The organism is Bacillus sp. NEB1478, assembly GCF_031582965.1.
Classification (GTDB): Bacteria; Bacillota; Bacilli; order Bacillales; family Fictibacillaceae; genus Fictibacillus.
Window position 1 is genome coordinate 3520732 of sequence record NZ_CP134049.1, and the last position, 24179, is coordinate 3544910.

Consider the following 24179-nt stretch of genomic DNA (forward strand, 5'->3'; position numbering starts at 1 on the left):
CCCCCCAACCAACTCTCTTTTAGTTAAATTTTACCATTCATTCCACTTTCAAAATAGATCTCTCAACGAAAAAACCCTTATCACAATCGACAAGGGTTTTAAACAACTGTTTAATTAAAACATCCCCAGCGCTTTTTTCGTTGCTGGTCCTACGATTCCATCTACTTTTAGTTTCTTTGCTTTTTGGAATTTACGTACGGCAGCATCTGTGTTGGCGCCAAATATGCCATCGATCCCTTTTGTGCTGTATCCTAAGTTTGTGAGCCTGCTTTGAAGTTCTCTGACTTCAGCCCCTCTGCTTCCTTTTTTCAAATTATAAATGGAGAAAACAGGTACAGTTGATCCATTCGTCACTTTATAACCGTTTGCTGATGCGATGGCTGTAAATGTTTTTCCGGAAGTCGTGATAATAACTGGCGTGTTCACTGGAATTCTGGCGTATAGCCATTGCACGTCATTATTGTACATACGAATACAGCCTGCACTCACATATCCTCCTATTGAACTTGCATTGTTGTTTCCGTGAATGGCATACGTTGTTCCCCACGTTCCTCTTGCATTTAGTCCCAGCCAGCGGTTTCCTAAAGGATTTCTTGGATCTCCCCCTGGTATTTTCCCTGTATAATAAGGCCTGTTTACGATTTTGTTCACTATTTTAAACTTTCCTTCCGGTGTGTAAGAAGGCTGTCGTCCTGTCCCTACCTTAAATGTTTTTACTACTTTATTATTCTCGAAATACGCCAGCTGGTTGTTTGACTTATTTATTATGATTAAAGAAGAAGCTTCGGCTGTGGCCGGCTGAACAAAAAAGAACATTAAACAAAACATAAGTAACGCAGAAACTATTTTTTTCGTCTTCATTCCTTCGCTCCTATTCCTCTGAAAAATTTAAAATCCTCATATTCTATGCGAGGTAATAGGATCTGCATGCTTATTTTGTAAAAATTTTAATAAAAAAATCATGAATATTAAGCTTGTACCATGAATAGACTGATAGGTTATATTTAAAATAAGGATCAATAAGAGAAAGTAGTTGAAATAGATGCAGAAAATTATGCTGAAAAACAATTTAGAAGTTGAGATCAGAAAAGTTAATAAAGAAGATGCCCAAAACATGATTGATTTTTATAATGTGGTCGGTGGTGAAACAGATTTTCTTTCTTTCGGAAAAGATGAGTTTAAGAAGACACGAGAAGAATATGAGGCGTATATCGAAACGGTTTCAATAGAAGAGAATTCCATTATGCTGCTTGCAACGATTGACTCTCAGATCGTGAGTATCGCAACGGTTAATTCCTCACAAAAAGAAAGAACCAAGCATGTGGGGACACTAGGAATCGTAATCTCAGAAGCTTACACTGGTTTAGGCTTAGGGAAAATTCTAATGAACGAATTGATCGAGTTCGCTAAACAGAACAGCATTACGAAAAAGATCAGCCTTGTTACGCGAGAAGATAATGTCGTGGCGATTGAGCTATATAAGAAGTTAGGCTTTGAGGTTGAAGGCGTTATGAAAAAAGATAATTTCATAAGAGGACAATATTACGGTACGATCGCGATGGGGCTGTTTATCTAAACGGAAAAAGGTACCTGCATCTCTACAGGTACCTTCTCTACTTTATTCCCCTTTAATCTCCAGCAGCTTTTGTCTTAATCCAATCTCCATTGTTGCGAGTTCTTCTTCAGCAAGCCTTCGCTTCATTCGTCCTTCTTCTTGGATACGAAGAGTTTCTTCTAGAGTAGATAGTAAGTTTTCTTGTGTTTTCTTCAAAGTCTCAATATCGATCAAACCGCGTTCATTCTCTTTTGCGACTTCGATCGTATTCGTCTTAAGCAGTTCTGCATTTTTTAACAGCAGTTCATTCGTCGTTTTTGAAACTTGTTTTTGGGCTTCTACTGCATTTCGCTGTCTGATGAGTGTGAGCGCAATCGCCACTTGATTTTTCCATAGCGGAATTGCTGTCATGATCGATGATTGAACTTTTTCGATCAGTGCTTGGTTTGTGTTTTGAATCAAACGAATCTGTGGGGCGCTTTGGATCGTGATCTCCCTGCTAAGCTTCAAATCATGCAATCTTTTATCTAATCGATCGGCAAACTGGACCATGTCGTTTACTTCTTGATACTTCATCTGATCGTTCGTTTGCTCTGCCACTCTTCTCATCTCTGGAATCGTGACTTGATTCAGTTCATCCAGCTTCAATTCTCCGGCTGCAATGTATACATTGAGCGCTTGGAAGTATTCTTTATTGTTTTCATAAAGCTTCTCCAGCATCACAATATCTGACATCAGTACGTTTTTGCTGCCCTCTAGCTTTACGGAAATACGGTCAATTTGTGCCCCAGTCTTTTGGTACTTTGATAGCACTTCTTGAACTGATCCTGAAATTTTTCCAAACATGCGGTTAATTAAAGTGGGTTTTGTAGACTTTAGTTCTTCAGGATTCACATCATGAAGCTTTCTCATTAAATCATTAATGATTTCTCCGATCTGTCCTGTGTCTTTCTTTTTCACATGTTCTAGCATCGTGTTCGAAAATGATAATAATTTCGCTTGAGCAGGTGCTCCGTATGTAATCATCGTTTGATGATTCGTAGGATCTATCTGCTTTGCCAGCTGATACGCTTTTTCTTTATTCTCTTCAGGAAGCACATCGATGAGTCTGATCTGCTTATTTTCGTTATGATTTTCTGTTATCGCTGATTCTTTCTTATTATCTCCGAACGGATTTGACAATAGCTCATCCATTAAGTTCGCATCATCGTTTTTAAACAGGGGTGCATTATTTTCGCTCATGAATATCTCCTGCCTTTTTTATAAATTGTGATTCTTTAAGTGACCGGATCGAGTTCTTTGCGACATCGATCTCGAAATTCAGCTCTTCTATATCATTAGATAGAACGTCGTATAAATCCTTCTCAATATACGTTTTCAGCTCACTCAGCGTACTTTTCGTTTCGACCAATGACTTTGTAATCTCTGCACTTTTTTTGGGCTGAGACAATAGAAACATATACTTTTCCGTCAGTTCAACTGTTGAATCCAAGTGAGAGAAGTAGAATTGTTCAGCTTGATAAAATCGGCGAGGTTCTTTTTTTGTTAAGCTCTGAATCTTTCTGATGACACGGACGAGTTCAACTCTTTGCTTCAAAGACGGCAAATCCCGAATAGAAAGCAAGCTCTTCTGCAGACGATGAATCTTTGGTTTTGCTTCGTCTATATTTTGCTTGATGTATTTATACTCTCTTCTTGTGAGCTGATGTTTCGCTAGAAATCGATGCTTGGAAAGTGCCCCAGCTGCTGTATATGCAACAATTCCTCCTGCTATAGAAATTCCTGATGCTAGGAGATACGTTTGATTCAAATATAGATAACCGATACTCCATATCCCGATGGATGCTGGTACGGCTATCATCATGCGGAGTAAAAAGGATAAAAAACCGTTCATAATAATCGACTCCTGACGTCAAACTTCTTTCTACTCTATACATACGTAAGTACAAGTTTGGGAGTTTCGTATAAAGTGAAAAAAGTTTCCATATATTATCTTTCTATTATTACCTTACATCTCCCTTCCTAAAATGCCCATAGCTTCAAGATGTAATGTTTTCTAAGACTTGAGGCGTATATGTGATTAACAAATAATGAGCTTATGTGTAGTTATGGTTGATTTATGTTGGTTTAGGAGAGGTTAATGTAGATTCAGGAGGTTTTTATAAGGATTCGCAAGCTGTTTATGTGGCATCACAGCACATTTATGTGGATCCGAGTTAATTCTTAATAAATAATGAACCGCAAAACAACTCTAAACAATAAGAAAAAGGCTGTCACCAAAAAGTCCTTTAAATGAACTTCTGGAAAACAGCCTTATTTTTCGTTATGCAGTTTCCGTTTTACGGCTCGTAACAGCTACTGGTTTTGTTACTAAGCTCACAACGACAAGGACAACTACATTAATGATCATGGCAATGATTCCTACGTTAAAGTCTTTTATCGCTTGAGGCAGGAACGGGAGCAAAGAGCCTACAGTCGAGCCGGAGATAGTAATGTACGCGACAGTTGCTACTCCTGTAATAATACCAGCAAACGCACCTTGTTTTGTCACAAAGTTTCTTTTCGTTAAGCTAAGCACTAATGTTGGGAATAGCTGTGTTACAAGACTGTACCCCATCAAAAGAAGTGTAACGAGTGTGTTTCCGCCTTTAAAAGTAAAAAATACGGCAATCAATGCTACAACGGGAACAAGATATTTAGCTGTATTCGCTACTTGTTGATCACTGATTTTCGGATTCAATACTTGATAAATATTTTTCGCTAATAGTGTCGCCGCAGCCATTAATATCATAGAACCCGGAACAAGAGCAGTTAAAATTCCAGCAGCACCAATAATTCCAACGACCCATGGATCAAAGGTTTGAATTGAAATTCTTAAAAGAGCCAAATCACCAGCAGGGCCTTCCAAACCTGGAACCTGAAGAATGGCTGCAAAACCAACAAAGAAGACAAATACAAGAATTAATTGATAAATTGGCATGAAGATTGCATTTTTTCGAAAGACTTTTTCGTTTTGCGCTGAATAAACAGAACCAAATGTATGTGGCCACATATAGAATCCAAGTGCCGTTAGAAGAACTGTCGTCACGAACCATGATGGACTCATTCCTGTTGAAGGAAGAGCAAGGAAACCTGGTTTGGCTGCTTCAACAGCCTCAAACATCGGTTGAAAGCCTCCATAATAGTGAACCGGCAAATAGATTCCTAGAAATAAAACAACGACTAGAATCAAAATATCCTTTGCGACAGCCGTCCAAGCAGATCCGTGAATACCAGATACCATTACATAAACTGTGACAACGGTTAATCCGATCCAGATGGCAACAGTAGGAGAGATCGTTCCATAAGATGCTTCGGATACAATTATACCTAGTCCCTTTAGTTGTAGAACAAAATAAGGAATCATAGCAACAACACCAACTAAAGATACGAGTATCCCTAAATATGGACTTTTGTATTTACTAACAAAAAAATCAGATTGTGATAAAAGTTTGTTATCCTTTGCATAACGCCAGATTTTTGGAAGTAAAAAGTAAGACATAATATAGGCAAGACATCCATAACCAATAATGTAAAACGTTGGTCCGCCTTTTCCATATGCCCATCCACTTCCTCCAAGGAACGTAAACGTTGTATAGATCTCTCCAGCCATAAGCAGAAACACAAAGATGGTTCCAAATCCTCTGCCACCAACTGTCCACTGCTCAAGATCCATATCTTTCCCTTTCTTCGCTCGGATTCCCAAGTAGATCGACATGACCATAACAGCAAATATAATGATTAGTGCTGAATTCATTGCGCTTCACCTTCCTTATTTTTCGGATCGAGTTTGTAGATGATCGTCATTAGAACCGTAGTGATAACAACCCAAATGACACAATAAGCGAGCAAAAAGGGCATTCCGAAAAGATAAGGAGTGACTTTATTGGCAAAATAAGTTCCGACTAATAGTCCAGCAAATGGTATCAAAGCTAACAATTTTATTAGTATATTCATCCCCTAAACCTCCCAAGTGTTCTATTGATCTAACAATTTAAAAGCGCCATGAACGAAAATACGAACCCCTTTTTCCAAGGCATCTTCATCGATTTCAAACCTTGCATGGTGATGTGGATATACTGCGCCTTTTTCCTTATTACCTGCACCAATATAAAAGAAAGTTCCTTGAGCCTTTTGCTGGTAAGCTGAAAAATCTTCACCACCCATATTCGGTTTCATTCGATCAAGCGTTTCTTCCCCATAAACTTCAAGTATCGTATTCTCAATAACTTCTGTTACTTTATGGTCATTAATTACAGGGCGATATCCAAATTCATAGCTAAATTCATAGTCACCTCCATGTGCCTCCGTGATCCCCTTTACAACACGCTCCATCATTTTCGGAACGTTCTGTCGTATATTTGAATCAAAACTGCGAACAGTACCCAAAATTTCTACAGAACCAGGAATTACATTATGGGTAGTCCCACCTGTAAATTTCGTAACGGATACAACAAGCTGTTCAAGTGGGTCTGTATTTCTAGAAACAATGTGTTGAAGGTTTGTCACGATTTGTGAAGCAATGGCAATAGAATCAACCGTTTGATGCGGGAGTGCTGCATGGCCCCCTTTTCCTTTCACAGTAATATAAAATGTATCTGGCGCTGCCATCATTGGTCCATAGACTACTCCAATTTTCCCAATCGGCATTGGTGCCCATAAATGTGCTCCGATAACAGAGTCGACCCCCTCCATTACTCCTGCTTGAACCATTTCCTCTGCTCCGCCTGGATACAATTCTTCTGCGTGTTGAAAAAGGAGTCTGATTTCACCTTGAATATCTTCTTTTAATCCTGATAATACTTTTGCGGCACCTAGAAGCATGGCTGTATGTCCATCATGTCCGCAAGCATGCATTACTCCGGGATTCTTAGAGGCATATTCACTTAAATTCTCCTCTTGAATCGGAAGGGCATCCATATCTGCTCGAATCGCTATAATTTTTCCGGGACGTTTACCAATAATTCTTCCTACAACACTTGTTTTTGTTGGGCGTGAAAGTTCAATACCGTCAAATGAGTCTAATGTTTCATATATAAATTGGGAGGTATTTTCCTCATGGAAGGATAATTCAGGATTCTCATGCAGGTAACGTCTCCATTTGGTTACTTGTTCAGACACCTCGTCGACTAAATGATCAAATGTTTTCGTCTTTACTGTCATCTTCACCTCTCCTTTCATATTTGTTACTCCGATACTAAAGACTCAATTGCACTTTTTAATACATGGATTGCCTGTACGCAATCATCAAGCGTGGTCCATTCTTTAGGACTATGGCTGATACCGTTTTTGCTTCTTACAAAAATCATGGCTGAAGGTACATTGCGACCCAAAACCATCGTGTCATGTGCGGCACCACTTGGCAGCAGAACAGGTTTGATTCCGAGTTTCTTTACGTTTTCGATAAGTATATTTTGCATCGTTTCATCAATCGGTACAGGAGATACATTTAAAGTCTGTTCAAAGTCCACCTTGATCTTATGGAGATCACCAATTTCAACAGCCTTTCTCTTAATTAAATCCGTTAATGAATCGAGTGTATGCTGTTGAATATCACGTATATCTACATAGAGCTCTACTTTTTCAGAAATAACATTTACACCATTCGGATAAACGTGTAGTTTCCCCACAGTTGCAACAGCTGTCCTGCTCACTTGCTGAGGCAGCAGGCTCACATGTCCAATAAAGTCACTTGCTGCAATTAAAGCGTCACTTCGATCGTTCATCGGAGTATTTCCTGCATGGCCTGATTCTCCATGAAATGTAATTCTCAGCCAAGATGGTCCTGCGATTCCTGAAACAATTCCAACCGGAACGTTCTGTTTTTCAAGTATTTTCCCTTGCTCAATATGAATTTCTACAAATGCTTTTATTTTTTTTAAGTCTCGTTTAGTATTCATAAAGCTTTGGAGTGTCAGTCCATCACTCTCAATGACTTTTTGAAAAGGATCGCCATTTGAGTCTTTTTTTTGTTCTTCTTCTTTCATGTCGAGTTCGCCACAGAAAGCTCGGCTCCCTCTTAACCCTCCGTTGAATCTTGATCCTTCTTCATCTGAAAAAATAACGACTTCATATGATCTCTTTGGTTTATATCCTGCTGCATTCCAAGCTTCTACAACCTCAAGAGCTGCAATGACCCCCAGTGGACCATCGAAGTGACCACCGTTAGGTACACTATCAACATGTGAACCCGAAAGTACTGTTGAATTTGGATTATCCCCCTCCAATCGTCCGAATATATTTCCTGCTCCATCCTCCTTAACTTTTAGACCAGCATTTTCCATCCAGCTTTTCACAAGTTCTTTTGCCATTCTTTCCTCTTTAGAAAAGCCGATCCGATTGGAACCATTGTCTTCAGTTAATCCTATTTTTGATATCTCGTTTAAGCGCTCTGCTATCCTCTCACCCGAGATTCCTGAGTGATCCAGTTCTATGTTGTAACTTTTGAGCAGTCTTTCTTTAATGATATTTGTTTCCGTTGCAAGCATGTACTGCCCCCTTGTAAAATATCTTGTCTTAATTATAAAAGTATAGAATAGTCAGTATATTTTGAAAATATAAAAAAGAGACAAATAGAATCTGTTCTATTTGTCCAAATCAGCTAATTATTCAATTTTAAATATTTATCAAGATAAATGGCTAACTGCAGTTCAAATAATTCTTTTCCCTGAAGCTTATCCATTTTTAGAATTCCCTTTATCTTTTGTAACCGGTATTTTATCGTATTTAAATGTACAAAGCTTTTCGCAGCCGTTAGCGTCATGTTTTGTTGGCACTCAAGAAAAGTGTTTAATGTTTTAACTAGATCTGTATCATGCTCTTCATCATAGATGATAAGAGGGCCGAGGAGATCCATAGTATAATCCTTCAGTTCCTCTCGATCATGTTTTAAGAAAAGGCGATAGATGCCCAGCTCCTGATAAGAAAAAACAACATCACCACTATTATGCATCTTAAGAAATTCGACACATCTAATCGCATCACGATTAGAACTGCCTATTTCATTTAGCCTATTAAAAACTCTCCCTATACCAACATGAAATACGAAAGAAGTCATTTCTTTTAACATGTGGTTGATGGTCGAAAAAAAATCAGAAAGCATCTGGATCACTTTATCTTCTTCTTTTTTATTATGAATAATTACAAGAATATCGTATTCCATATTCCGATCGAGCATTAACACTTTATACTCTAGCTTTTGCAGTTCACGGTACAGAAGACGATTAAACAATTGCCTTTTGCTGCTTAACTCTTGGAAAGGGAGCAACTGATTCGAAATTTGGATATTAACACATAAATATTTATTTTTATTTGAAATGCCTACAATATTTCGTTGTGGTTGAGTAAATGAATCCAATTTATGATTAAGGAGTTGTTCTAACAGGTACCCTTCATATTTATAAAGGTCAGACAACATTCTTTCTTGTCCCATTAATTCTAGTGCGAAAATATTGTTAGCAAGATCGATTGCAATCTCATCAAGAGAATCCAGGTTATCTTTCATTTCACCGAATATAGCAATTACCCCGATAACTACTTTATCCGTTTTAATCGGAAAAAGAAAAATTGAACCTCGATTAATCTGCTCATGCATTATCGGATAACCTTGAATTATTTTATTAAAAAGAGATGAATGCTCTTTAGCCGCGTTTATCCCATGTTGTTTGGCGTCGGTTGATGATGCGACAGTAAAATCCAAAAATTCATTGAATAAGCATACGTCCCGGTTAATTAATTTGGCAAGGGTCTCAGATACCTTTTCTAATCCTTGTTGAGAGATAGAAGCTTGTGCAAGTTCATAATGTATCTGTTTTGATCGTTCTTGTTGTGAAAATAAAGTTGCATTTTCGATAGCAATTGAAGCCTGATTTGCGAAAGTCTCTAAGATAAGCAAATCCTGCTGATCAAAAAGCATATCCTCTGAGAAGCTGTCAATTGTTAAAACCCCTAGACAGCCTTCCTTGGAAAGCAGAGGTGCACAAATTGTGCTTTTCGGAAAGTGGTGTAATGTACGTAGAGCCCTATGAAAGTTTTCTTGATTTCCAGGTTGAATGTTTTCCATACCTTTTGTCGTATCATTAATGTGACTGAAGATCTGCGCTTTTCGTGTAGTGAAGGTTTTCCCTGTCATTCCTTCGTCAAGATTTAGTTCTATATGCTGCATGTACTCTTGGTCAAATCCGATACACTTATTGATTACTAGTTTTTCTCGTTTTTTGTCATAAATAAATAAGATTACAGCCTCAGCTCCATCTATTACATTTAGAACTTCACTAATGAGTTTATCTAGCACAATGTCCAAATCCAGAGTAGATGTAAGAACGCGGGCCGCATTTATTAAACTCACTAACTGTTTTTCAGATCTCATTAGCCCCACCTCTTTTACAATTCATTTGTTTCTCATTATAAAGAATTTAGATTGATAAGTGGGTACCAATTTTTGTAGTCAATTATGTACGCATAAACAAAACAAAGACGCTGAATATGTGTACCATACATAGACAGCGCCTTTAACTTAAATTAACCTTATTCACTTATACGTTCTTTCCTTTCTTACTAATACACATGTGCTAGCTACTTTTTAAATAACTAGACTTCAATTAATTGTCACTCGTTTCAATCAATTGCCTTGCATTAGAATAAATTTTCATTTTCCTCGGTAAATTCCCACATACTCACATATTGCGAAAATAGTTTTCACCGACTATTCTCTTTTGCAACATGATCCTAGTATGTTTCGCTCACATACGTCATTGGAATCTAACCTTTCATTAAGTGTTTCACGTGTCCCCACATATCCACACATCTCGAAACCAGTTTTCACGGGCTGATTTCTACCTGGATGTGATTATAATATGCTTCGCTTACGTGTGTCATTGGAATCACCCTCTTTCACTGAGAGTTGCTGCGTGTCCCCGCATACCCACACATCTCGAAATCAGTTATCACGGGCTGACTTCTAACTGGATGTGATGTTGATATGCTTCGCTTACCTATTTCACTGGAATCACGCCTTCCTTTTAATGAAGTTTGTGTTTCATTTGTTAACTATACTTTAACTTATTCTAAAGATTATTCAAATATTCAGAATAATCAATATTATGTGATTTAAGGTGCTTTTATTCCACTTATTAGACTCGTCCTTTTTTTTTCGTACAATTCCTTTATATTTCATCATATTTCAACAATCTAATAATTAAATACATTTTAGGCATTCACCTATTCCGACCTGTTTACATAGACTGTTTGAGAAATACACCTTATTTTCGGAAGGAGTGTTTTTAATTTGGCAGGAAAAATATTAAATTATTATGCTGGCGGAAATACTGCAAGAGGGTTCCATAATTTATTTGAATCCAATCTTAGCGGACTGGAACGATTGTTTATTTTAAAAGGCGGACCGGGAACTGGCAAGTCTACATTGATGAAGGCAATCGGAAAAAAGTGGAACGATATCGGATACGATGTGGAATACATTCACTGTGCATCTGACAACGGCTCGATCGATGGTGTTATTTTACGCGGCCTGAAAGTTGGAATCGTTGACGGAACTTCTCCACACGTTATTGAACCTAAAGCTCCAGGTGCATTAGAAGAATACGTTAACCTCGGTGCGGCGTGGGATTCTGTGCTGCTCGCAGAAAAAAAGGATGAGATTCTGCAGCTATCTGAATCGATTTCCGATGATTTTGCGCGGGCTTATTCCATTTTTCACGAAGCTCTTCTCGTCCATGACGAATGGGAAAAGATTTATATCGAAAGTATGGATTACAGCAAAGCCGATGAACTTACTGATGAATTGATAAGCACTTTTTTTGCGAAAAAAGTAAACCGGCAAGCAAATGTTTTTCATCGCTTTTTAGGTGCTGCAACTCCTAAAGGAGCTGTCGATCATGTGCCGAATTTAACCGAAGGCTTGAAGGAACGTTTTTTTATAAAAGGACGGCCGGGCTCAGGCAAGTCTACGTTATTGAAAAAACTCGCTGCTAAGGCAGAGGAATCTGGTTATGATGTTGAAGTTTATCATTGTGGTTTCGATCCAAACAGTCTGGATATGATTATTGTCAGAGAGCTGGGCTTTGCGATTTTCGACAGTACGGCACCACATGAGTACTTCCCTGAACGTGCTGGCGATACGATCATCGACATGTACGCAAAAACAATCACACCTGGCACAGACGAAAAACATGCTGCCGAGCTGAAAAACATCAGTGGCCGTTACTCAGATAAAATGAAAGAAGCCATCAGCTTTTTAGCAAAGGCTAAGCGAAAGCACGATGATTTAGAAAACTACTATATCGGTGCGATGGACTTTAGTAAAATTTCTGAGATTCAAGAACAGGTAGATCAAGAAATTGAAAAGCTGGCAGTTGCAAGGCAAAAATAATTATTTAATAAGCAGCCGTCATTGCTTATAAGTAGTTCCGTTTCCTTGGAGAAACACTGCAACCTTTTATAAGATAATAACAATAAAATTGCATAACAAATAGCACCCTGAATAACGACTTGACAATAAATAATGTCATCGTGCGAGTTAGGGTGCTTTTTTACTTGTTATTTGAGATGTGATTTTATACTATTCCTAGAAAACTCAAGGATTTATAACATTATGTGGTGAAATATACTTAATGATTATGAAAATTCAGTTCTTCAATTAGCGGCGCAGGTTAGCTTAAAAAATCTATATAATTATGGATTTGCAAGAAGTCAGTGTTAATGGATAATAAAGTTTTTTATATACAAAAAAGTAGGGTGATAAGTCAATGATAGGAATAAGTATAGCGACGAAGTGGGAATATGAAGCGACATTGGAATACTTTAGCATAAAGGATAACGAACGTTTTGGTTATCCTTATGGTGAGTATTTCATGAGAACAATTAATGATACTGAGCTTGTTTTTTATAGTACAGGTGTAAGAAAAGTAAATGGTGTTGGTGGTAATCAGTATATGATTTCTAAATTTAATTTAACTAAAGTAATCGTTGCTGGAACATGTGCAGGAATAGATAATAAGTTCAGAAATTTGGATATTTTTGTACCCGATAAAGCCGTCCAATATGATTGCACAGTAAAAGAAATTGAGCCTTTTATTAAACAATCCTTCATAGTCGATATTGATTTATCAAAATATGGAAATGATTTTTATATCGGAACAATTGCCACCGCTGATAAAGCAGTAGTTATGTGGAAGGACTATTTAGAACTTAAAGAAAACGAAATAACAATAGCCGATACAGAAGCGGGTGCAATTGCTTATATCTGTAAGAAGAATGATGTTGAATGCATCATCATTAAAGGAATATCTGATTTTCCAACAGAAGATAGTAACTCTGATAAATTCGAATCGAACATTGAACAAATTAATATTTATTTAGAAAACACCCCCAAAGTTATGAACAAAATATTTGGTGAATATTTAAAGAGATTTATTTAAATAAATTTGAAATAAATAGAAAGATTGTGATTGTTGATGAGACTTTTCTTTTAATGGAGTCTCCTTTGTTATACTTTCAATAGCAAGATTGTGAAAAAATGTACTTATACTAACGGGGGCTTTAATTGAATAAGGACATTTAATAACAATCCCAAGCTTTTTTGGTGTGTTAATTGTATTGTTAGTTCGCTTGCTATTTATGTTGCGAAAACGACTGTTATTTGGACTGCGATTTTAAGTTTTCTCCACGTTATCGGAACTACTTACATCGCTTTTTTTGTTAAGATAAAAATAGCAAGGATCGTACATATGGGAGGAATCAAGTATGGCGTCTTCAGAAGAAAAAAACGTACAAGCTCTTTATCAAAACTTTTTGGCTGCATGGAATGATCGCAGCGCTCGCGATATGGCGGATTATTTCTTAGCAGATGGCGAGATAATAGGCTTTGACGGAAGTCAGGTAATCGGAAAAAAAGAGATCTACTCACATCTTCATCCGATTTTTGAAAATCATCCAACACCTCCGTATTTCGGAAAGGTAAAAAACGTTTCGTTTCTTAGCGAAGAGGCAGCTGTAATACGGGCAATTGCAGGGATGGTGCCTGAAGGGAAAACAGAGATTGTCCCTGAGTTGAACACACACCAAACGCTGATCGCTGTAAAATCTGACGCCGAATGGAGAATCAAACTTTTTCAAAATACACCTGCTCAGTTTCACGGAAGACCTGAGCTTGTGGAGCAAATGACAGCAGAGCTAAGTGATTTGCTAGATAAATAGTTAAATGGAAATACGGATGATGCTGACTCATGATTGTGTGATAACACACTGACGGTTCAGCATTTTTCTTTTGATGAAAAGTGTGTATGCGGATTGTGGTACGCGCCAATGCGTGGGATCCTCCTGCGGCACTTACAAATACGAAGATTTCCATACTGAAAATCCAGTATATGATTAGTGATGAAAAGAAAAAGACCCTAAAGATGCTTTAAAACAACTTTTGGGTCTTTCTCATTAATTTTTATATAGTGAGACTAACGTTTTCCTAATAACTCGAGAATTCCCTTATAAATTAAAACAACTGCAAATATAAGGACTGTCAGGATAGCGATGATCTTGATTGCCGGACCGAACGTTGCTAAAAAGGTTCCAGCTACAGGCAACCCAAGTAGAAAATAACCTGCTAATAAAGCACCAATTAATGTTAATACATTTGCATTAGACATATTGCGCCTCCCTTTTACAGATTTTCCTTGCTTGATATAGGATATGCTCGTTATTTAAATAGGTTAATTAAATGATTGGTTATTTTGAGGTGCGCCGTTTACGGTACATGTTATTTTATTTATTACACGATTCCACATAAAAATGCAGCTTTCACTCTTAAATTATCCATTTTCGCACTCAAATGGAAAAACAACTTTCCTTAACGACTTTTAATAGCTCCAAAAACAAAAAACTGGCTCGACTGAACCAGTTTTCATCACGATCCTATTATTTTAGCAATTCTGCGTAGTCTTTCTTCGGAATGATGCCTTCATCTGCTGCACGATTCAATAGAGTTGTAACTGCATCAAACCCGCTCTGACCAAGGTCTGCGGTAAAATTATTCACATACAGATTAATGTGAGATTGCGCCACATCTGGTGACAGTTCACTTGCATGCCGCATGACATATTCTTTTGATGCTTCAGGGTGTTCCCACGCGTATTCTACAGATTGCTTGATCCATTTGCTGATCGCCTCTAAATCTAGTGACCGGCGGGCGATGATAGCACCGAGCGGAATCGGAAGACCTGTATCCTCTTCCCACCAGTTCCCCATATCAGCTAAGAGATTCAACCCGTAATTTTGGTATGTAAAACGGGCTTCATGGATGACAAGACCTGCATCAATACGTCCTTCTTTTACAGCAGGCATGATCTGGTCAAACGGCATCACGACGATTTCGCCTACGCCTCCAGGAACATTTTGTGCTGCCCATAATCGGAATAATAGATAAGCGGTAGAACGTTCACTCGGAACGGCTACTTTTTTACCTGACAGCATATCAGGCTTAACTTCACCAGGTTCGTTCACCAAAACGAGCGGTCCGCATCCGCGTCCTAATGCTCCGCCGCAATGAATCAGTGCGTACTTATCGAGCACCCAAGGCAGTGCTGCATACGAGATTTTCAAAATATCCAGCTCATCAGATCTTGCTGCTAAGCCGTTTGTTATATCAATATCAGCATATGTCACGTCAAATTCCGGTGCGCCTGTCACTAAGCCGTGAACGAGGGCATGAAAGACAAACGTATCATTGGGACAAGGAGAAAAAGCGATATTTAATTTGTTCATTACAGTACCTCCACTATTACTCTACTAGCAGCTTCTAGTGTACCGAATGCTTCTTTCATTCGCCAAGCAGAACGATCTCGAGGACCGATCGGATTCGAGATCGAACGGATTTCCAAAACTGGCACTCCGAACTCACCAGCAGCCATCGCGACTCCGTATCCCTCCATCGCTTCTGCAACCGCAAATGGTTCACGCACCATTAACTCAGACGTTGTATCAGTTGTACCCGTTACAGTGGATAGCGTAAGAATTATACCAGTTCGAGCCGGAATACGTGCCTCGTTCAACGCATTAAATAAACTGGCCACCAGCTGCTCGTCTACTTTTACACGTGTCGAAGCTCCAAATCCTAGCTCGTCGAGTGGTATAAATCCGTCTGGTGATTCAGCGCCTAGATCGGCTGAAACAATTTCATCCGCAATAACGATTGAACCCGGCTCAGCTTTTCCGACGAATCCCCCCGCAATGCCCATATTGATGACGAGATCATAATCCCCAGTGGACAATGCCTTCACGGTTTGGATACCAGCAGCAATCGGACCGACACCTGCCAGTTCTACATCGATTCTTTCGTTTTCACCAATTCCTCTTAAAATCGCTTCACGTTCAGCGGAAACTGATGTCATGATTAAGATGCGGCGATTTTTATTCATCGAGCTCCCCCTCGCTTCTTACTTTACCTTTTGAATGAAGACTACTTTTAGATAGTTACCTTCTTTAAACTCTCTATGTGTTTTGAAATCTGAAGGCAGCTTGAATTCTTCTAAAATTTTATATTTGAAGCCTGTTTGTTCGAACGCATGAGCGATGAACTCTTTAAACTTTCTCATACCAAACGTGCTGCAGTTGGAAGATGCCACGATTACGCCGTTGTCCTCTGTAATCTGAATAGCCTGGGCTAATAGCTCCGGATAATCCTTCCCTGCACTGAATGTATGCTTTTTCGAACGTGCAAAGCTTGGCGGATCTAGGATAACTAGATCAAACGACATTTGCTTTCTTACTGCATATTTGAAATAGTTGAACACATCTTCGACAATGATGTCATGATCTTCGTATACTAGACCGTTCACGCTAAACTGCTCTTGTGTCTTGCTTCGGCTTCTGTTCGCAAGGTCTACGCTCGTCGTTTTTGTCGCGCCGCCTAGTGCAGCTGCTACTGAAAACGCACCTGTATAAGAAAAAGTGTTGAGTACAGTTTTGCCGTTTGCATATTGATTACGAATTGCTTTTCTTACGTCACGCTGATCAAGGAATACACCTACCATTGCACCATCATTCAAATAAACAGCAAAATGAATGCCGTTTTCTCTAACGATTAACGGACTAGGTGCCTCTTCACCCTCTACAAAATCATTGTCCTCGATGTATTTTCCTTTTACCGCAAACCGTTTCTTTTCATACAAGCCTTTTACTTTTGTAAGTTTTTTTAGAGAAGTAACGACTTCCTCTTTAAACGCATAGATTCCTTCACTGTACCAAGTAATCACATAATATCCGTTAAAATGATCAATCGTCAGACCGCCGATTCCGTCTCCTTCACCATTAAAAACACGGAAAGCTGTTGTTTCATAATCGTTATAAAAAGACTCCCGGAAATCGATCGCTTTTTTCAGCTTCTTTTCAAAAAAGCTTTGGTCGATGAGTTCTTGGGGATTATTAGTCAGCATCCACCCGCGTCCTTTATTTTGCTTGCCATAATACCCTTTACCGAGAAAATCATTTCTATCATCGAAAAGCTCAATAATTGTGCCTTCTTCTTTTACATGGTGTAAATTTTGAACCGTATCTTCTGTAATTAATGGAAATCCTGATTTCAGACCCTTTACATATGAAGGTTTTACTTTTAATCGCACGCTTTTTTTCATCATGTCACCCGTTTCTCATTTTCATTTTGTAGTAAATATACTTTAATCATAAAATAGCTCACTTCATCAGGAAGCAGCTCTTTGATGGGCTTTAACTTTTCGCCGCCCGCTTGCTCGATGGCACTTTCAATATCAGAGACATATTCATCAGGAATAAGATCTTCCATATGAACGTCCATTCCTTCTTGCATGCATTGGATGAGATGGCTCTCCACCGTGCTCACCGCAAGATCGCGATGCTCTGCGATTTCTTCTACACTCATCTCTTTTTTATAAAACGTGTACGTTTCCAGATGTGAGTTTGGCGTCGTTTTCTTCGGTTTTACGGCTTCTTCTTTCCGCTCAGGGTTTTGTTCTAAATATTCCGCGATGGCTTCAATAAACTGATCACCGTACTTTTCAAGTTTATTTTGCCCCACTCCCGTAACCGTTAAAAATTCTTCCTTTGACTGCGGCTGTTTTACACACATATCTTTTAATGCGGTATCAGCAAAAATAACGAAAGGCGGAACATTTTCTTTTTCCGCAATTTCTTTACGAACTTTACGAAGCTCTTCAAATAACGGATCGTCAACTGCAACCTGCTTCGTTTGCACGGCTTCTTTCCGCTTTACGATTTCTTTTCCTAAGAGAACGTCTTTCCCTTGTTCTTTTATATAAAGAGTCGGAAATGTGCCGTGATATACTGCGATCAGTTCTTGTGAGATGAAAAATTCGATAAAGTCAGTTACTTCTTTTATCCCTTTTTCTTTCATCAGCCCGTAAGTCGGGAGCTTATTAAGCCTTAGTTCCAGTACTTTTTTATTCTTTGAACCAGTCAGCACTTGAGCAATGAGCGTCTTCCCGAATCTCTTTTGTCCCATTCGAACGATACAAGACAGCACGATTTGAGCTTCACGGGTCACGTCGATGCTTTCACGTGAATCCGTACAGTTGCCGCAACGCCCGCATGGCGGTGTTTCCACATTGCTGAAATACCGTACGATCGATGTTTGCAAACAGTTTTCGGTATGACAGTAATCCACCATGAGCTGCAGTTTTTCAAGTTCCTGCGGCATGCGGTCAGGTTCACTCGACTGATCGATCAAGAATCGCTGTACTTGTACGTCCTGTGAAGAATACAACAGAATACATTCACTTGGAAGTCCGTCACGACCGGCACGTCCCGCTTCTTGGTAGTAGCTTTCCATATTTTTCGTAAGCTGATAATGAATCACATAACGAATGTTCGATTTGTCGATTCCCATACCAAAAGCTGAAGTAGCAATCATCACACTGGATTGATCCTGCAAAAACTGCTCTTGCTGTTCCATCCGCTCCACATCGTTCATTCCAGCATGGTAACGAGAAACGTTGATTCCGCTTTTTTTCAAATGATCGTACAGCTGATCTACTGTTTTCCGAGTAGCAGCATAGATGATTCCCGCTTCTTTTTCGTTCTTTTTAATAAAATCTTTTAAAAAGCCGAGCCGATCCTGGCCTTTAATCACCGAAAAAGAAAGATTCTCTCGCTCAAAACCTGTCAGTACTGTGTTCTTCTCATCGATATCGAGCGACCAGCAAATATCCTGCCGAACTCTTGGCGTCGCTGTTGCCGTTAATGCCAGCACGGTCGGTCTTTTCGGCAAGTTCCCTATCATTCTCTGAATACGCTGATAGCTCGGACGAAAATCATGTCCCCATTGGGAGATACAGTGGGCTTCATCCACTGCGATCAAAGGAATGTTCAGTTCTTTTAAGTGCTCCATAAAGTCGTAGGATTCTAATCTTTCAGGTGCAATATATAAAAGCTTATACTCTCCGCCTTTTGCCTTCTCAATGCGTTCTCTCGTTTCCAAACCGGTGAGTGAACTATTGATGAATGCAGCGGAAATGCCTAATTGAAGCAATGTATCTACTTGATCTTTCATTAAAGAAATCAACGGAGAAATAACGATCGTCGTTCCCTCAAATACAAGCGCCGGGATCTGGTAGCAGATCGACTTCCCTCCGCCTGTCGGCATGACACAAAGGGTATCCTCCCCATTCAATACCGACTGTATCGCCTGCTCTTGCCCCACCCGGAATGATGAGTAACCGTAATGCAGCTGAAGCATCTCTTTAGCTTTTTGTATCAAAACTTGTTTATCCTCCTCCGGTTATCTACTCTCTTGATTATAAAGGTACCATCTCTACATAGCAAAAACACTCCAAAGAGACGTACATTTTTGTGAAATATGATACATTAGATAGGAATTGAAAAATTGGGAGGTCTCTTCATATGACTAACAACGAAACGAACAATACACTACCGCCAAAAACGTGTTCAGTAGAAAGACTTGTAACAATGCCATCAGATGTTGAATTGGTAATTGCGGGCAAAAAGACTGCCACTCGACGAAACGGCAGATATGCTGATGTTGGTGAAATCATGGAATTAAACGGCCATAAATTTGTCGTGGAGAATGTGTATGAACAATCATTAGGAGAACTAACAGATGAACACGCAAAACAAGAAGGTTTTGAATCAGTAGACGCCTATAAAGAAGCGATTCTTTCCTATCACCCTGGTATGCCGTGGCTTCCGCACATGAAAGTTTGGGTTCACGAATTCAGCCCTGTTAAGTAGGTGTTTGAATAAGAATGGACTTTCTGTACAGAATCCTTCTTTACATACATATCCTTAGTGTAATCGTTTCAATTGGTCCATTTTTTATTTTGTTTCCGATTGTAAAAAAACTGCGGACTGCAGGTGAAACGGAAATGAACGCTCATCTAGGCACATTCCGTTTTATTGTAAGGCTGGCAAAGCATTCAGGACACGTGCTTGTGGTTTCCGGAATCCTGATGGTTATATCTGGACCGTGGACTTGGGGCACGCCTTGGCTGTTAACTACCCTCATCATCCTGTTTTGCTCGCTGTTATTTTTAGCACGCGCCTTTTCGCCGACACTAAGAAAATTCAATGTAGAAGGCCACGATAAAGAAGTACTAACAAAAAAATTGAACAAAGCCGTTTGGATCTATATCTCATTATTGGTCATCATGCTTTGGTTCATGGTCGTAAAACCGTATATGTGGTAAAACGAGAAAGCAACCCGCCTGCACAGATGTGTGAGTGGGTTGCTTTTTTACTTTGGCCGTTTTCTAAAAGATTGTTGTCCTTGGAAGTGGTTGATTTCCGTTCCACTTATCGATTGAAGCCTCTCTACAAAAATGACATAAATGCAACAAACTTTAGAAAAGAGACTTTACTTTTGATCGCCATTTTATTTCGTTATTTGTTATATAATGGAATAATCAAATACTAAATGATAAAAGGATGCTGAAAATGAAATCTAATAAAAAGGTATTCGAAATAATAGATTCCGCAGAAGGCTTCGATAATGGATTTGAAGATCTATTAGCATTATCCGCGACTTGTAGGTTTTCTGACTGCACTCATACAAACGAGACTGACTGTGCCGTTAAAAAAGCCATTTCTGAAGGCATTCTTCCCGAAGATAGATTAAATAATTATTATAGAATTAAAAACGAAGCATCATATGTTTCTAAACAACAGAATAAAACGAAGGCCATTGATTATATGAAACAGAGGAAACTTTTTCAAAAAAGATCTGATCAAAAGTAATTTTGCTGAGTCCCTATTAGTTCAGAAACTCTTCCTATCAATCGATCTTTCATCCTTCACCAGTGTTCCACTGTGATAAATTCCATTTATGGATCGATTTCTCCACGCGACGGTAGAATCATAGAGATCATCCTCTGTATCAATTTCTGTGACCAAGACTCCGGCCACATTACGACTCAGTCGGCCTATCGTAATTCCGTCTGCTCTTACGAAAAAACTCGCCCAGCAGCTTTCTTTCGCCGAACTGTTGCTGGCACTGATCCACATAAAGTTGTTAGCTGCATAACTAGTCATCGTCGCTGGCATCGTAATTCCTGGAAACGTCATGGTCATTCCCGAATTATATTTTTTGTACTTTTCCCCAACAACGGACTGCATCGCTTCTAATCGTTCCGTTCCGACATTCGCCGCATGATAAGAATGAAACATCACCTGTACCCCTTTTTTCTTATACTCTCTATACAGCTCTGGATAGCGATAATCATGACAAATCTGAGTTCCGCAAACAATGCCTTTTATTTCGAACGTGCAGAAATGATCGCCAGCTGAATAATGAGCGAGATCCCCGGTTTGTTCTGTCGCGTCGCCTGCGCAGAACATTTTATCGTAACGATCAATGAGCTCACCTTTGGAGTTAATGATGTACAAACTGTTGTGCGGTTTATGACAGCCTGAAAGCTGGTGTGTTGTACCTAAAACGACCCAGATCCCAGCTTCACGAGCACAATTTAAAATCTCGATCGTACAATTTTTTAGCAAATCCCAGTCAAAACCCTCATACGAAGGCATATCAACTCCGGCATAACCTGAAAGTGCAGCTTCTGGAAAATGAGCAACATCCGCACCTTTTTCCGTTGCCATTTTTATCTGTTTCACTATGTAATCCTTATTACGCTGAATATTAGACGAAACAGGAAACTGGCATGACGCCACAGTCATTTTCATGGTAATTCCTCCGATTCAATTGGATGATTTTGAGATTTACAGCGCCCATCTGCTTTCCTTATTAATCTAAGGAGAGAATTCTACGAAAAGAGCTGTTAATCCTACCAAAACCGATGTCAATCCTACCAAAACAGTTTCTAATCCTACCATACATCGTTAATACGAAAATGAACCTGCGATTTTGCAGGTTCTTTCCACTTTTACACTTTTATATAAAATCATGCGTCGCGTCGTTTTGCCGCCAGTGATTATTAGTAATTCCTTCGTCTAAAGTAAAAAGTCCGCTGCTGTTGATGGCAGTTATTGAATGACAGCTCAAAGTTGTGATTTCATTTCCTGTTGTTCTGCCTGTTACAAATTGGTGATTGTTGCTTATAAGAGTAAAAGGAATCTGCTTGCCTTTTACAATAAGGACAACAGGGGTTCCGGGGCTCAAACAATTTAGCGTGTGACAAACACAGCTTTTTTTTATAAAAAATAGGCACACCCCCTCTTACTCAAATGCCTTGGCTCACCATAAGCTTTTTAGGTTGAACAGCAAATACTTTTTATAAAACGCTTACATTCTCATAATAAATTAAATATTTTAAAAATTTACTAAATTACCCTTGTTCCACTCTTTTAAAGCTGTTATGATTATGAACATTCTATTTCCAAAACAACTTAGAAGGAGCGCAGCACAATGAAAAAAATATTAATGATCTTATTAATCGTTCTCCCTTTTCTATCACAGCTCGTCGTTTTACCGTTCGTGAACCGGATCGATCCTATCATTTTCGGGTTACCGTTCTTACAATTCTGGCTCTTTTTATGGATTGTGTTAACTCCTTTATGCACTTTTGGAATCTTTCAACTACAGAAATCACAAGGAGGCTTGGAATAAATGCAGCAGGGCAATCTTACAGCACTATCCATCACTATTTTTATCATCTTAACTGTCGTACTGATCGGATTCCTTGCAGGAAGGGACAAAGCTACCCGCAGTTCTGTAGAAGAATGGTCTGTTGGGGGAAGACGTTTCGGCGGCCTGCTTGTATGGTTTTTAGTAGGAGCAGATTTATATACGGCATATACATTTCTCGGATTAACATCCACAGCTTATACAGCAGGTAGTCTCGCATTCTTCGCGATTCCCTACTCAGTACTGGCTTACTTCATCTCCTATTTTTTCCTTCCGAAACTTTGGAAAGTGGCCAATCATCATAAACTGACGACACTGGCAGACTATGCTCGTGAACGTTTTGACAGCAAACTGCTGTCTTCACTTATCGCTATCGTCGGTGTGTTTATGCTTATTCCTTACATTTGTCTGCAGCTAAGCGGAATTCAAGATACACTTCAAGTTGCTGGGACAGGTTTTATTAATGTAAAAGTGGTTGTTATCACTTCATTTGTACTCGTCGCTCTTTATACATTTTTCAGCGGTATTAAAGGACCCACATATACAGCCATCATTAAGGATGTCCTTGTGTGGGCAATCATGCTCTTTATGGTTGTTTCATTGCCAATCATGCATTTCGGTGGCTGGAACCCAATGGTCGATAAAATAGTTAATGAAGCACCACAGCTTTTAACGGTACCGAAAGCTGGACCTAAAGGAATTCCTTGGTTCATCACAGCTTCGTTCGTGTCAGCGCTTGCTCTATTCATGTGGGCACATGCCGCAACAGGCGTTTTCACTGCAAAAAGTGCAGATGCAATCCGTAAAAATGCAATGTATCTGCCGCTATACAATATCGTTTTGATTCTTGTTGTTTTCCTGGGATTCATTGCATTCTTGGTGCTGCCCGACGGAACAGATCCGCGTTTTGCACTATTGGCATTGATCCAAACGTCATATGGCGGGGTGGCTCAAGGTCTTGCTTATTCAACAATCGCACTCGCATCACTTATTCCATGTTCCATCATGGCGATCGGGGCTTCAAACTTGTTTGCAAATAACATTTATCGTGATTTGATTAACCCGGAAGTAAAAGGTGCTAAACTAACCATGATTACAAGGGGTATGGTGTTTGTCGTTATTGGGCTCGCCCTTTTATTCGGACTTGTTTTCCCGCAAGCACTCGTATCGCTCCAGCTTTTAGGAGTATCCGGAATGGTGCAGATCTTCCCGGCGATTGTGGTCAGTTTATTTTGGAAAAACCAATCTCGGGAAGCGACAATCATTGGTTTACTCGTGGGATTAATCGTGACTTTCACGGTTTACTCCACTGGCACCTCTCTTGGAATATACGAAGGATTCTGGGGACTCATGGCTAACTTTGCAGCGGTTGTATTATTGAACCCGCTTTTCGTTAAAAAAGCGAAATCCTCTACCAACTCAGTGAAAGATTATTTATTTAAAGACAAATCGAAAAAATTAGAACTAGTAAGGAAAGGTGCATAAAAA

The 24179-nt window shown here is 39.2% G+C and carries 23 protein-coding genes; 9 read left to right on the forward strand and 14 right to left on the reverse strand.

The genetic code is table 11. From position 1 onward, the window contains the following. Positions 1 to 114: 114 nt before the first annotated feature. Positions 115 to 861, reverse strand: coding sequence for a L,D-transpeptidase family protein (locus RGB74_RS17880; RefSeq protein WP_310760617.1), 747 nt, complete (start codon positions 859 to 861; stop codon positions 115 to 117). A 181-nt stretch (positions 862 to 1042) separates the two neighbouring features. Here RGB74_RS17880 and RGB74_RS17885 point away from each other — a divergent pair, with 181 nt between their 5' ends. Beyond that, complete coding sequence (locus tag RGB74_RS17885; protein ID WP_310760618.1) at positions 1043 to 1576, forward strand: GNAT family N-acetyltransferase; 534 nt, start codon at positions 1043 to 1045, stop codon at positions 1574 to 1576. A gap of 42 nt (positions 1577 to 1618) precedes the next feature. Here the strand turns inward: RGB74_RS17885 and RGB74_RS17890 are convergent, their stop codons facing one another. The 7 genes from RGB74_RS17890 to RGB74_RS17920 form a co-directional block, all read right to left on the reverse strand. Then, a complete protein-coding gene (locus RGB74_RS17890) occupies positions 1619 to 2797 on the reverse strand; it encodes a toxic anion resistance protein (RefSeq protein WP_310760619.1) in 1179 nt (392 codons plus the stop codon). Continuing rightward, positions 2784 to 3449, reverse strand: a complete 666-nt coding sequence (locus tag RGB74_RS17895; RefSeq protein WP_310760620.1) for a 5-bromo-4-chloroindolyl phosphate hydrolysis family protein — start codon at positions 3447 to 3449, stop codon at positions 2784 to 2786. The genes RGB74_RS17890 and RGB74_RS17895 overlap by 14 nt, the downstream gene beginning before the upstream one ends. Before the next feature lie 429 nt (positions 3450 to 3878). Beyond that, entirely contained in the window at positions 3879 to 5351 is a 1473-nt protein-coding gene (locus RGB74_RS17900; RefSeq protein WP_310760621.1) for a sodium:solute symporter family protein, read from the reverse strand. Beyond that, positions 5348 to 5551: a DUF3311 domain-containing protein gene (locus RGB74_RS17905; protein WP_310760622.1), complete on the reverse strand. Its 204-nt coding sequence runs from the start codon at positions 5549 to 5551 to the stop codon at positions 5348 to 5350. The genes RGB74_RS17900 and RGB74_RS17905 overlap by 4 nt, the downstream gene beginning before the upstream one ends. A gap of 21 nt (positions 5552 to 5572) precedes the next feature. After that, complete coding sequence (locus RGB74_RS17910) at positions 5573 to 6757, reverse strand: M20 family metallopeptidase (protein WP_310760623.1); 1185 nt, start codon at positions 6755 to 6757, stop codon at positions 5573 to 5575. A 23-nt stretch (positions 6758 to 6780) separates the two neighbouring features. Further along, positions 6781 to 8082 (reverse strand): M20 family metallo-hydrolase, encoded by a 1302-nt coding sequence (locus RGB74_RS17915; RefSeq protein ID WP_310760624.1) that lies wholly within the window; start codon positions 8080 to 8082, stop codon positions 6781 to 6783. A gap of 113 nt (positions 8083 to 8195) precedes the next feature. Further along, positions 8196 to 9962: a helix-turn-helix domain-containing protein gene (locus RGB74_RS17920; RefSeq protein WP_310760625.1), complete on the reverse strand. Its 1767-nt coding sequence runs from the start codon at positions 9960 to 9962 to the stop codon at positions 8196 to 8198. A gap of 918 nt (positions 9963 to 10880) precedes the next feature. On the opposite strand from RGB74_RS17920, the gene RGB74_RS17925 reads away from it, so the two are divergent. The 3 genes from RGB74_RS17925 (at position 10881) to RGB74_RS17935 (ending at position 13807) form a co-directional block, all read left to right on the forward strand. Further along, a complete protein-coding gene (locus RGB74_RS17925) occupies positions 10881 to 11981 on the forward strand; it encodes a PRK06851 family protein (protein ID WP_310760626.1) in 1101 nt (366 codons plus the stop codon). A gap of 376 nt (positions 11982 to 12357) precedes the next feature. After that, entirely contained in the window at positions 12358 to 13029 is a 672-nt protein-coding gene (locus RGB74_RS17930) for a 5'-methylthioadenosine/S-adenosylhomocysteine nucleosidase family protein (protein ID WP_310760627.1), read from the forward strand. A 325-nt stretch (positions 13030 to 13354) separates the two neighbouring features. Next, positions 13355 to 13807: an SgcJ/EcaC family oxidoreductase gene (locus RGB74_RS17935; protein ID WP_310760628.1), complete on the forward strand. Its 453-nt coding sequence runs from the start codon at positions 13355 to 13357 to the stop codon at positions 13805 to 13807. Between the two features lie 254 nt (positions 13808 to 14061). Here RGB74_RS17935 and RGB74_RS17940 read toward each other — a convergent pair whose 3' ends face one another. The 5 genes from RGB74_RS17940 to recQ form a co-directional block, all read right to left on the reverse strand. Further along, positions 14062 to 14253: a hypothetical protein gene (locus RGB74_RS17940; RefSeq protein ID WP_310760629.1), complete on the reverse strand. Its 192-nt coding sequence runs from the start codon at positions 14251 to 14253 to the stop codon at positions 14062 to 14064. A gap of 268 nt (positions 14254 to 14521) precedes the next feature. After that, the gene (locus tag RGB74_RS17945) at positions 14522 to 15367 is read right to left on the reverse strand and encodes a 1,4-dihydroxy-6-naphtoate synthase (protein WP_310760630.1); all 846 of its coding nucleotides are present in this window, start codon (positions 15365 to 15367) and stop codon (positions 14522 to 14524) included. Further along, a complete protein-coding gene (locus RGB74_RS17950) occupies positions 15367 to 16020 on the reverse strand; it encodes a futalosine hydrolase (protein ID WP_310760631.1) in 654 nt (217 codons plus the stop codon). Before RGB74_RS17950 ends, RGB74_RS17945 begins: the two co-directional genes overlap by 1 nt. 18 nt (positions 16021 to 16038) lie before the next feature. After that, positions 16039 to 17235: a class I SAM-dependent rRNA methyltransferase gene (locus tag RGB74_RS17955; protein WP_310760632.1), complete on the reverse strand. Its 1197-nt coding sequence runs from the start codon at positions 17233 to 17235 to the stop codon at positions 16039 to 16041. Next, positions 17235 to 19352 (reverse strand): DNA helicase RecQ, encoded by a 2118-nt coding sequence (recQ, locus tag RGB74_RS17960; RefSeq protein ID WP_310760633.1) that lies wholly within the window; start codon positions 19350 to 19352, stop codon positions 17235 to 17237. Before recQ ends, RGB74_RS17955 begins: the two co-directional genes overlap by 1 nt. Before the next feature lie 143 nt (positions 19353 to 19495). Here recQ and RGB74_RS17965 point away from each other — a divergent pair, with 143 nt between their 5' ends. The 3 genes from RGB74_RS17965 (at position 19496) to RGB74_RS17975 (ending at position 20845) form a co-directional block, all read left to right on the forward strand. Next, on the forward strand, positions 19496 to 19843 hold the full coding sequence (locus RGB74_RS17965; protein WP_310760634.1) for an ASCH domain-containing protein: 348 nt from the start codon (positions 19496 to 19498) through the stop codon (positions 19841 to 19843). Between the two features lie 14 nt (positions 19844 to 19857). Beyond that, complete coding sequence (locus RGB74_RS17970; RefSeq protein WP_310760635.1) at positions 19858 to 20298, forward strand: hypothetical protein; 441 nt, start codon at positions 19858 to 19860, stop codon at positions 20296 to 20298. Between the two features lie 247 nt (positions 20299 to 20545). Further along, entirely contained in the window at positions 20546 to 20845 is a 300-nt protein-coding gene (locus tag RGB74_RS17975; RefSeq protein ID WP_310760636.1) for a ribosome small subunit-dependent GTPase A, read from the forward strand. Positions 20846 to 20866: 21 nt separating this feature from the next. Here RGB74_RS17975 and RGB74_RS17980 read toward each other — a convergent pair whose 3' ends face one another. Beyond that, positions 20867 to 21790, reverse strand: coding sequence for a carbon-nitrogen hydrolase family protein (locus tag RGB74_RS17980; RefSeq protein WP_310760637.1), 924 nt, complete (start codon positions 21788 to 21790; stop codon positions 20867 to 20869). 682 nt (positions 21791 to 22472) lie between these two features. Here RGB74_RS17980 and RGB74_RS17985 point away from each other — a divergent pair. Both RGB74_RS17985 and RGB74_RS17990 read left to right on the forward strand, forming a co-directional pair. After that, entirely contained in the window at positions 22473 to 22673 is a 201-nt protein-coding gene (locus RGB74_RS17985) for a DUF3311 domain-containing protein (protein WP_310760638.1), read from the forward strand. Continuing rightward, positions 22674 to 24176, forward strand: coding sequence for a sodium:solute symporter family protein (locus RGB74_RS17990; protein WP_310760639.1), 1503 nt, complete (start codon positions 22674 to 22676; stop codon positions 24174 to 24176). It begins immediately after the preceding gene. The last annotated feature ends 3 nt before the right edge of the window (positions 24177 to 24179 follow it).

Excerpts from the sequence above, each read along its gene's own strand:
- RGB74_RS17880 (WP_310760617.1), bottom strand. The coding sequence starts at position 861 with ATGAAGACGAAAAAAATAGTTTCTGCGTTACTTATGTTTTGTTTAATG.
- RGB74_RS17885 (WP_310760618.1), top strand. The coding sequence starts at position 1,043 with ATGCAGAAAATTATGCTGAAAAACAATTTAGAAGTTGAGATCAGAAAA.
- RGB74_RS17890 (WP_310760619.1), bottom strand. The coding sequence starts at position 2,797 with ATGAGCGAAAATAATGCACCCCTGTTTAAAAACGATGATGCGAACTTA.
- RGB74_RS17895 (WP_310760620.1), bottom strand. The coding sequence starts at position 3,449 with ATGAACGGTTTTTTATCCTTTTTACTCCGCATGATGATAGCCGTACCA.
- RGB74_RS17900 (WP_310760621.1), bottom strand. The coding sequence starts at position 5,351 with ATGAATTCAGCACTAATCATTATATTTGCTGTTATGGTCATGTCGATC.
- RGB74_RS17905 (WP_310760622.1), bottom strand. The coding sequence starts at position 5,551 with ATGAATATACTAATAAAATTGTTAGCTTTGATACCATTTGCTGGACTA.
- RGB74_RS17910 (WP_310760623.1), bottom strand. The coding sequence starts at position 6,757 with ATGACAGTAAAGACGAAAACATTTGATCATTTAGTCGACGAGGTGTCT.
- RGB74_RS17915 (WP_310760624.1), bottom strand. The coding sequence starts at position 8,082 with ATGCTTGCAACGGAAACAAATATCATTAAAGAAAGACTGCTCAAAAGT.
- RGB74_RS17920 (WP_310760625.1), bottom strand. The coding sequence starts at position 9,962 with ATGAGATCTGAAAAACAGTTAGTGAGTTTAATAAATGCGGCCCGCGTT.
- RGB74_RS17930 (WP_310760627.1), top strand. The coding sequence starts at position 12,358 with ATGATAGGAATAAGTATAGCGACGAAGTGGGAATATGAAGCGACATTG.
- RGB74_RS17935 (WP_310760628.1), top strand. The coding sequence starts at position 13,355 with ATGGCGTCTTCAGAAGAAAAAAACGTACAAGCTCTTTATCAAAACTTT.
- RGB74_RS17940 (WP_310760629.1), bottom strand. The coding sequence starts at position 14,253 with ATGTCTAATGCAAATGTATTAACATTAATTGGTGCTTTATTAGCAGGT.
- RGB74_RS17945 (WP_310760630.1), bottom strand. The coding sequence starts at position 15,367 with ATGAACAAATTAAATATCGCTTTTTCTCCTTGTCCCAATGATACGTTT.
- RGB74_RS17950 (WP_310760631.1), bottom strand. The coding sequence starts at position 16,020 with ATGAATAAAAATCGCCGCATCTTAATCATGACATCAGTTTCCGCTGAA.
- RGB74_RS17955 (WP_310760632.1), bottom strand. The coding sequence starts at position 17,235 with ATGAAAAAAAGCGTGCGATTAAAAGTAAAACCTTCATATGTAAAGGGT.
- RGB74_RS17965 (WP_310760634.1), top strand. The coding sequence starts at position 19,496 with ATGACTAACAACGAAACGAACAATACACTACCGCCAAAAACGTGTTCA.
- RGB74_RS17970 (WP_310760635.1), top strand. The coding sequence starts at position 19,858 with ATGGACTTTCTGTACAGAATCCTTCTTTACATACATATCCTTAGTGTA.
- RGB74_RS17975 (WP_310760636.1), top strand. The coding sequence starts at position 20,546 with ATGAAATCTAATAAAAAGGTATTCGAAATAATAGATTCCGCAGAAGGC.
- RGB74_RS17980 (WP_310760637.1), bottom strand. The coding sequence starts at position 21,790 with ATGAAAATGACTGTGGCGTCATGCCAGTTTCCTGTTTCGTCTAATATT.
- RGB74_RS17985 (WP_310760638.1), top strand. The coding sequence starts at position 22,473 with ATGAAAAAAATATTAATGATCTTATTAATCGTTCTCCCTTTTCTATCA.
- RGB74_RS17990 (WP_310760639.1), top strand. The coding sequence starts at position 22,674 with ATGCAGCAGGGCAATCTTACAGCACTATCCATCACTATTTTTATCATC.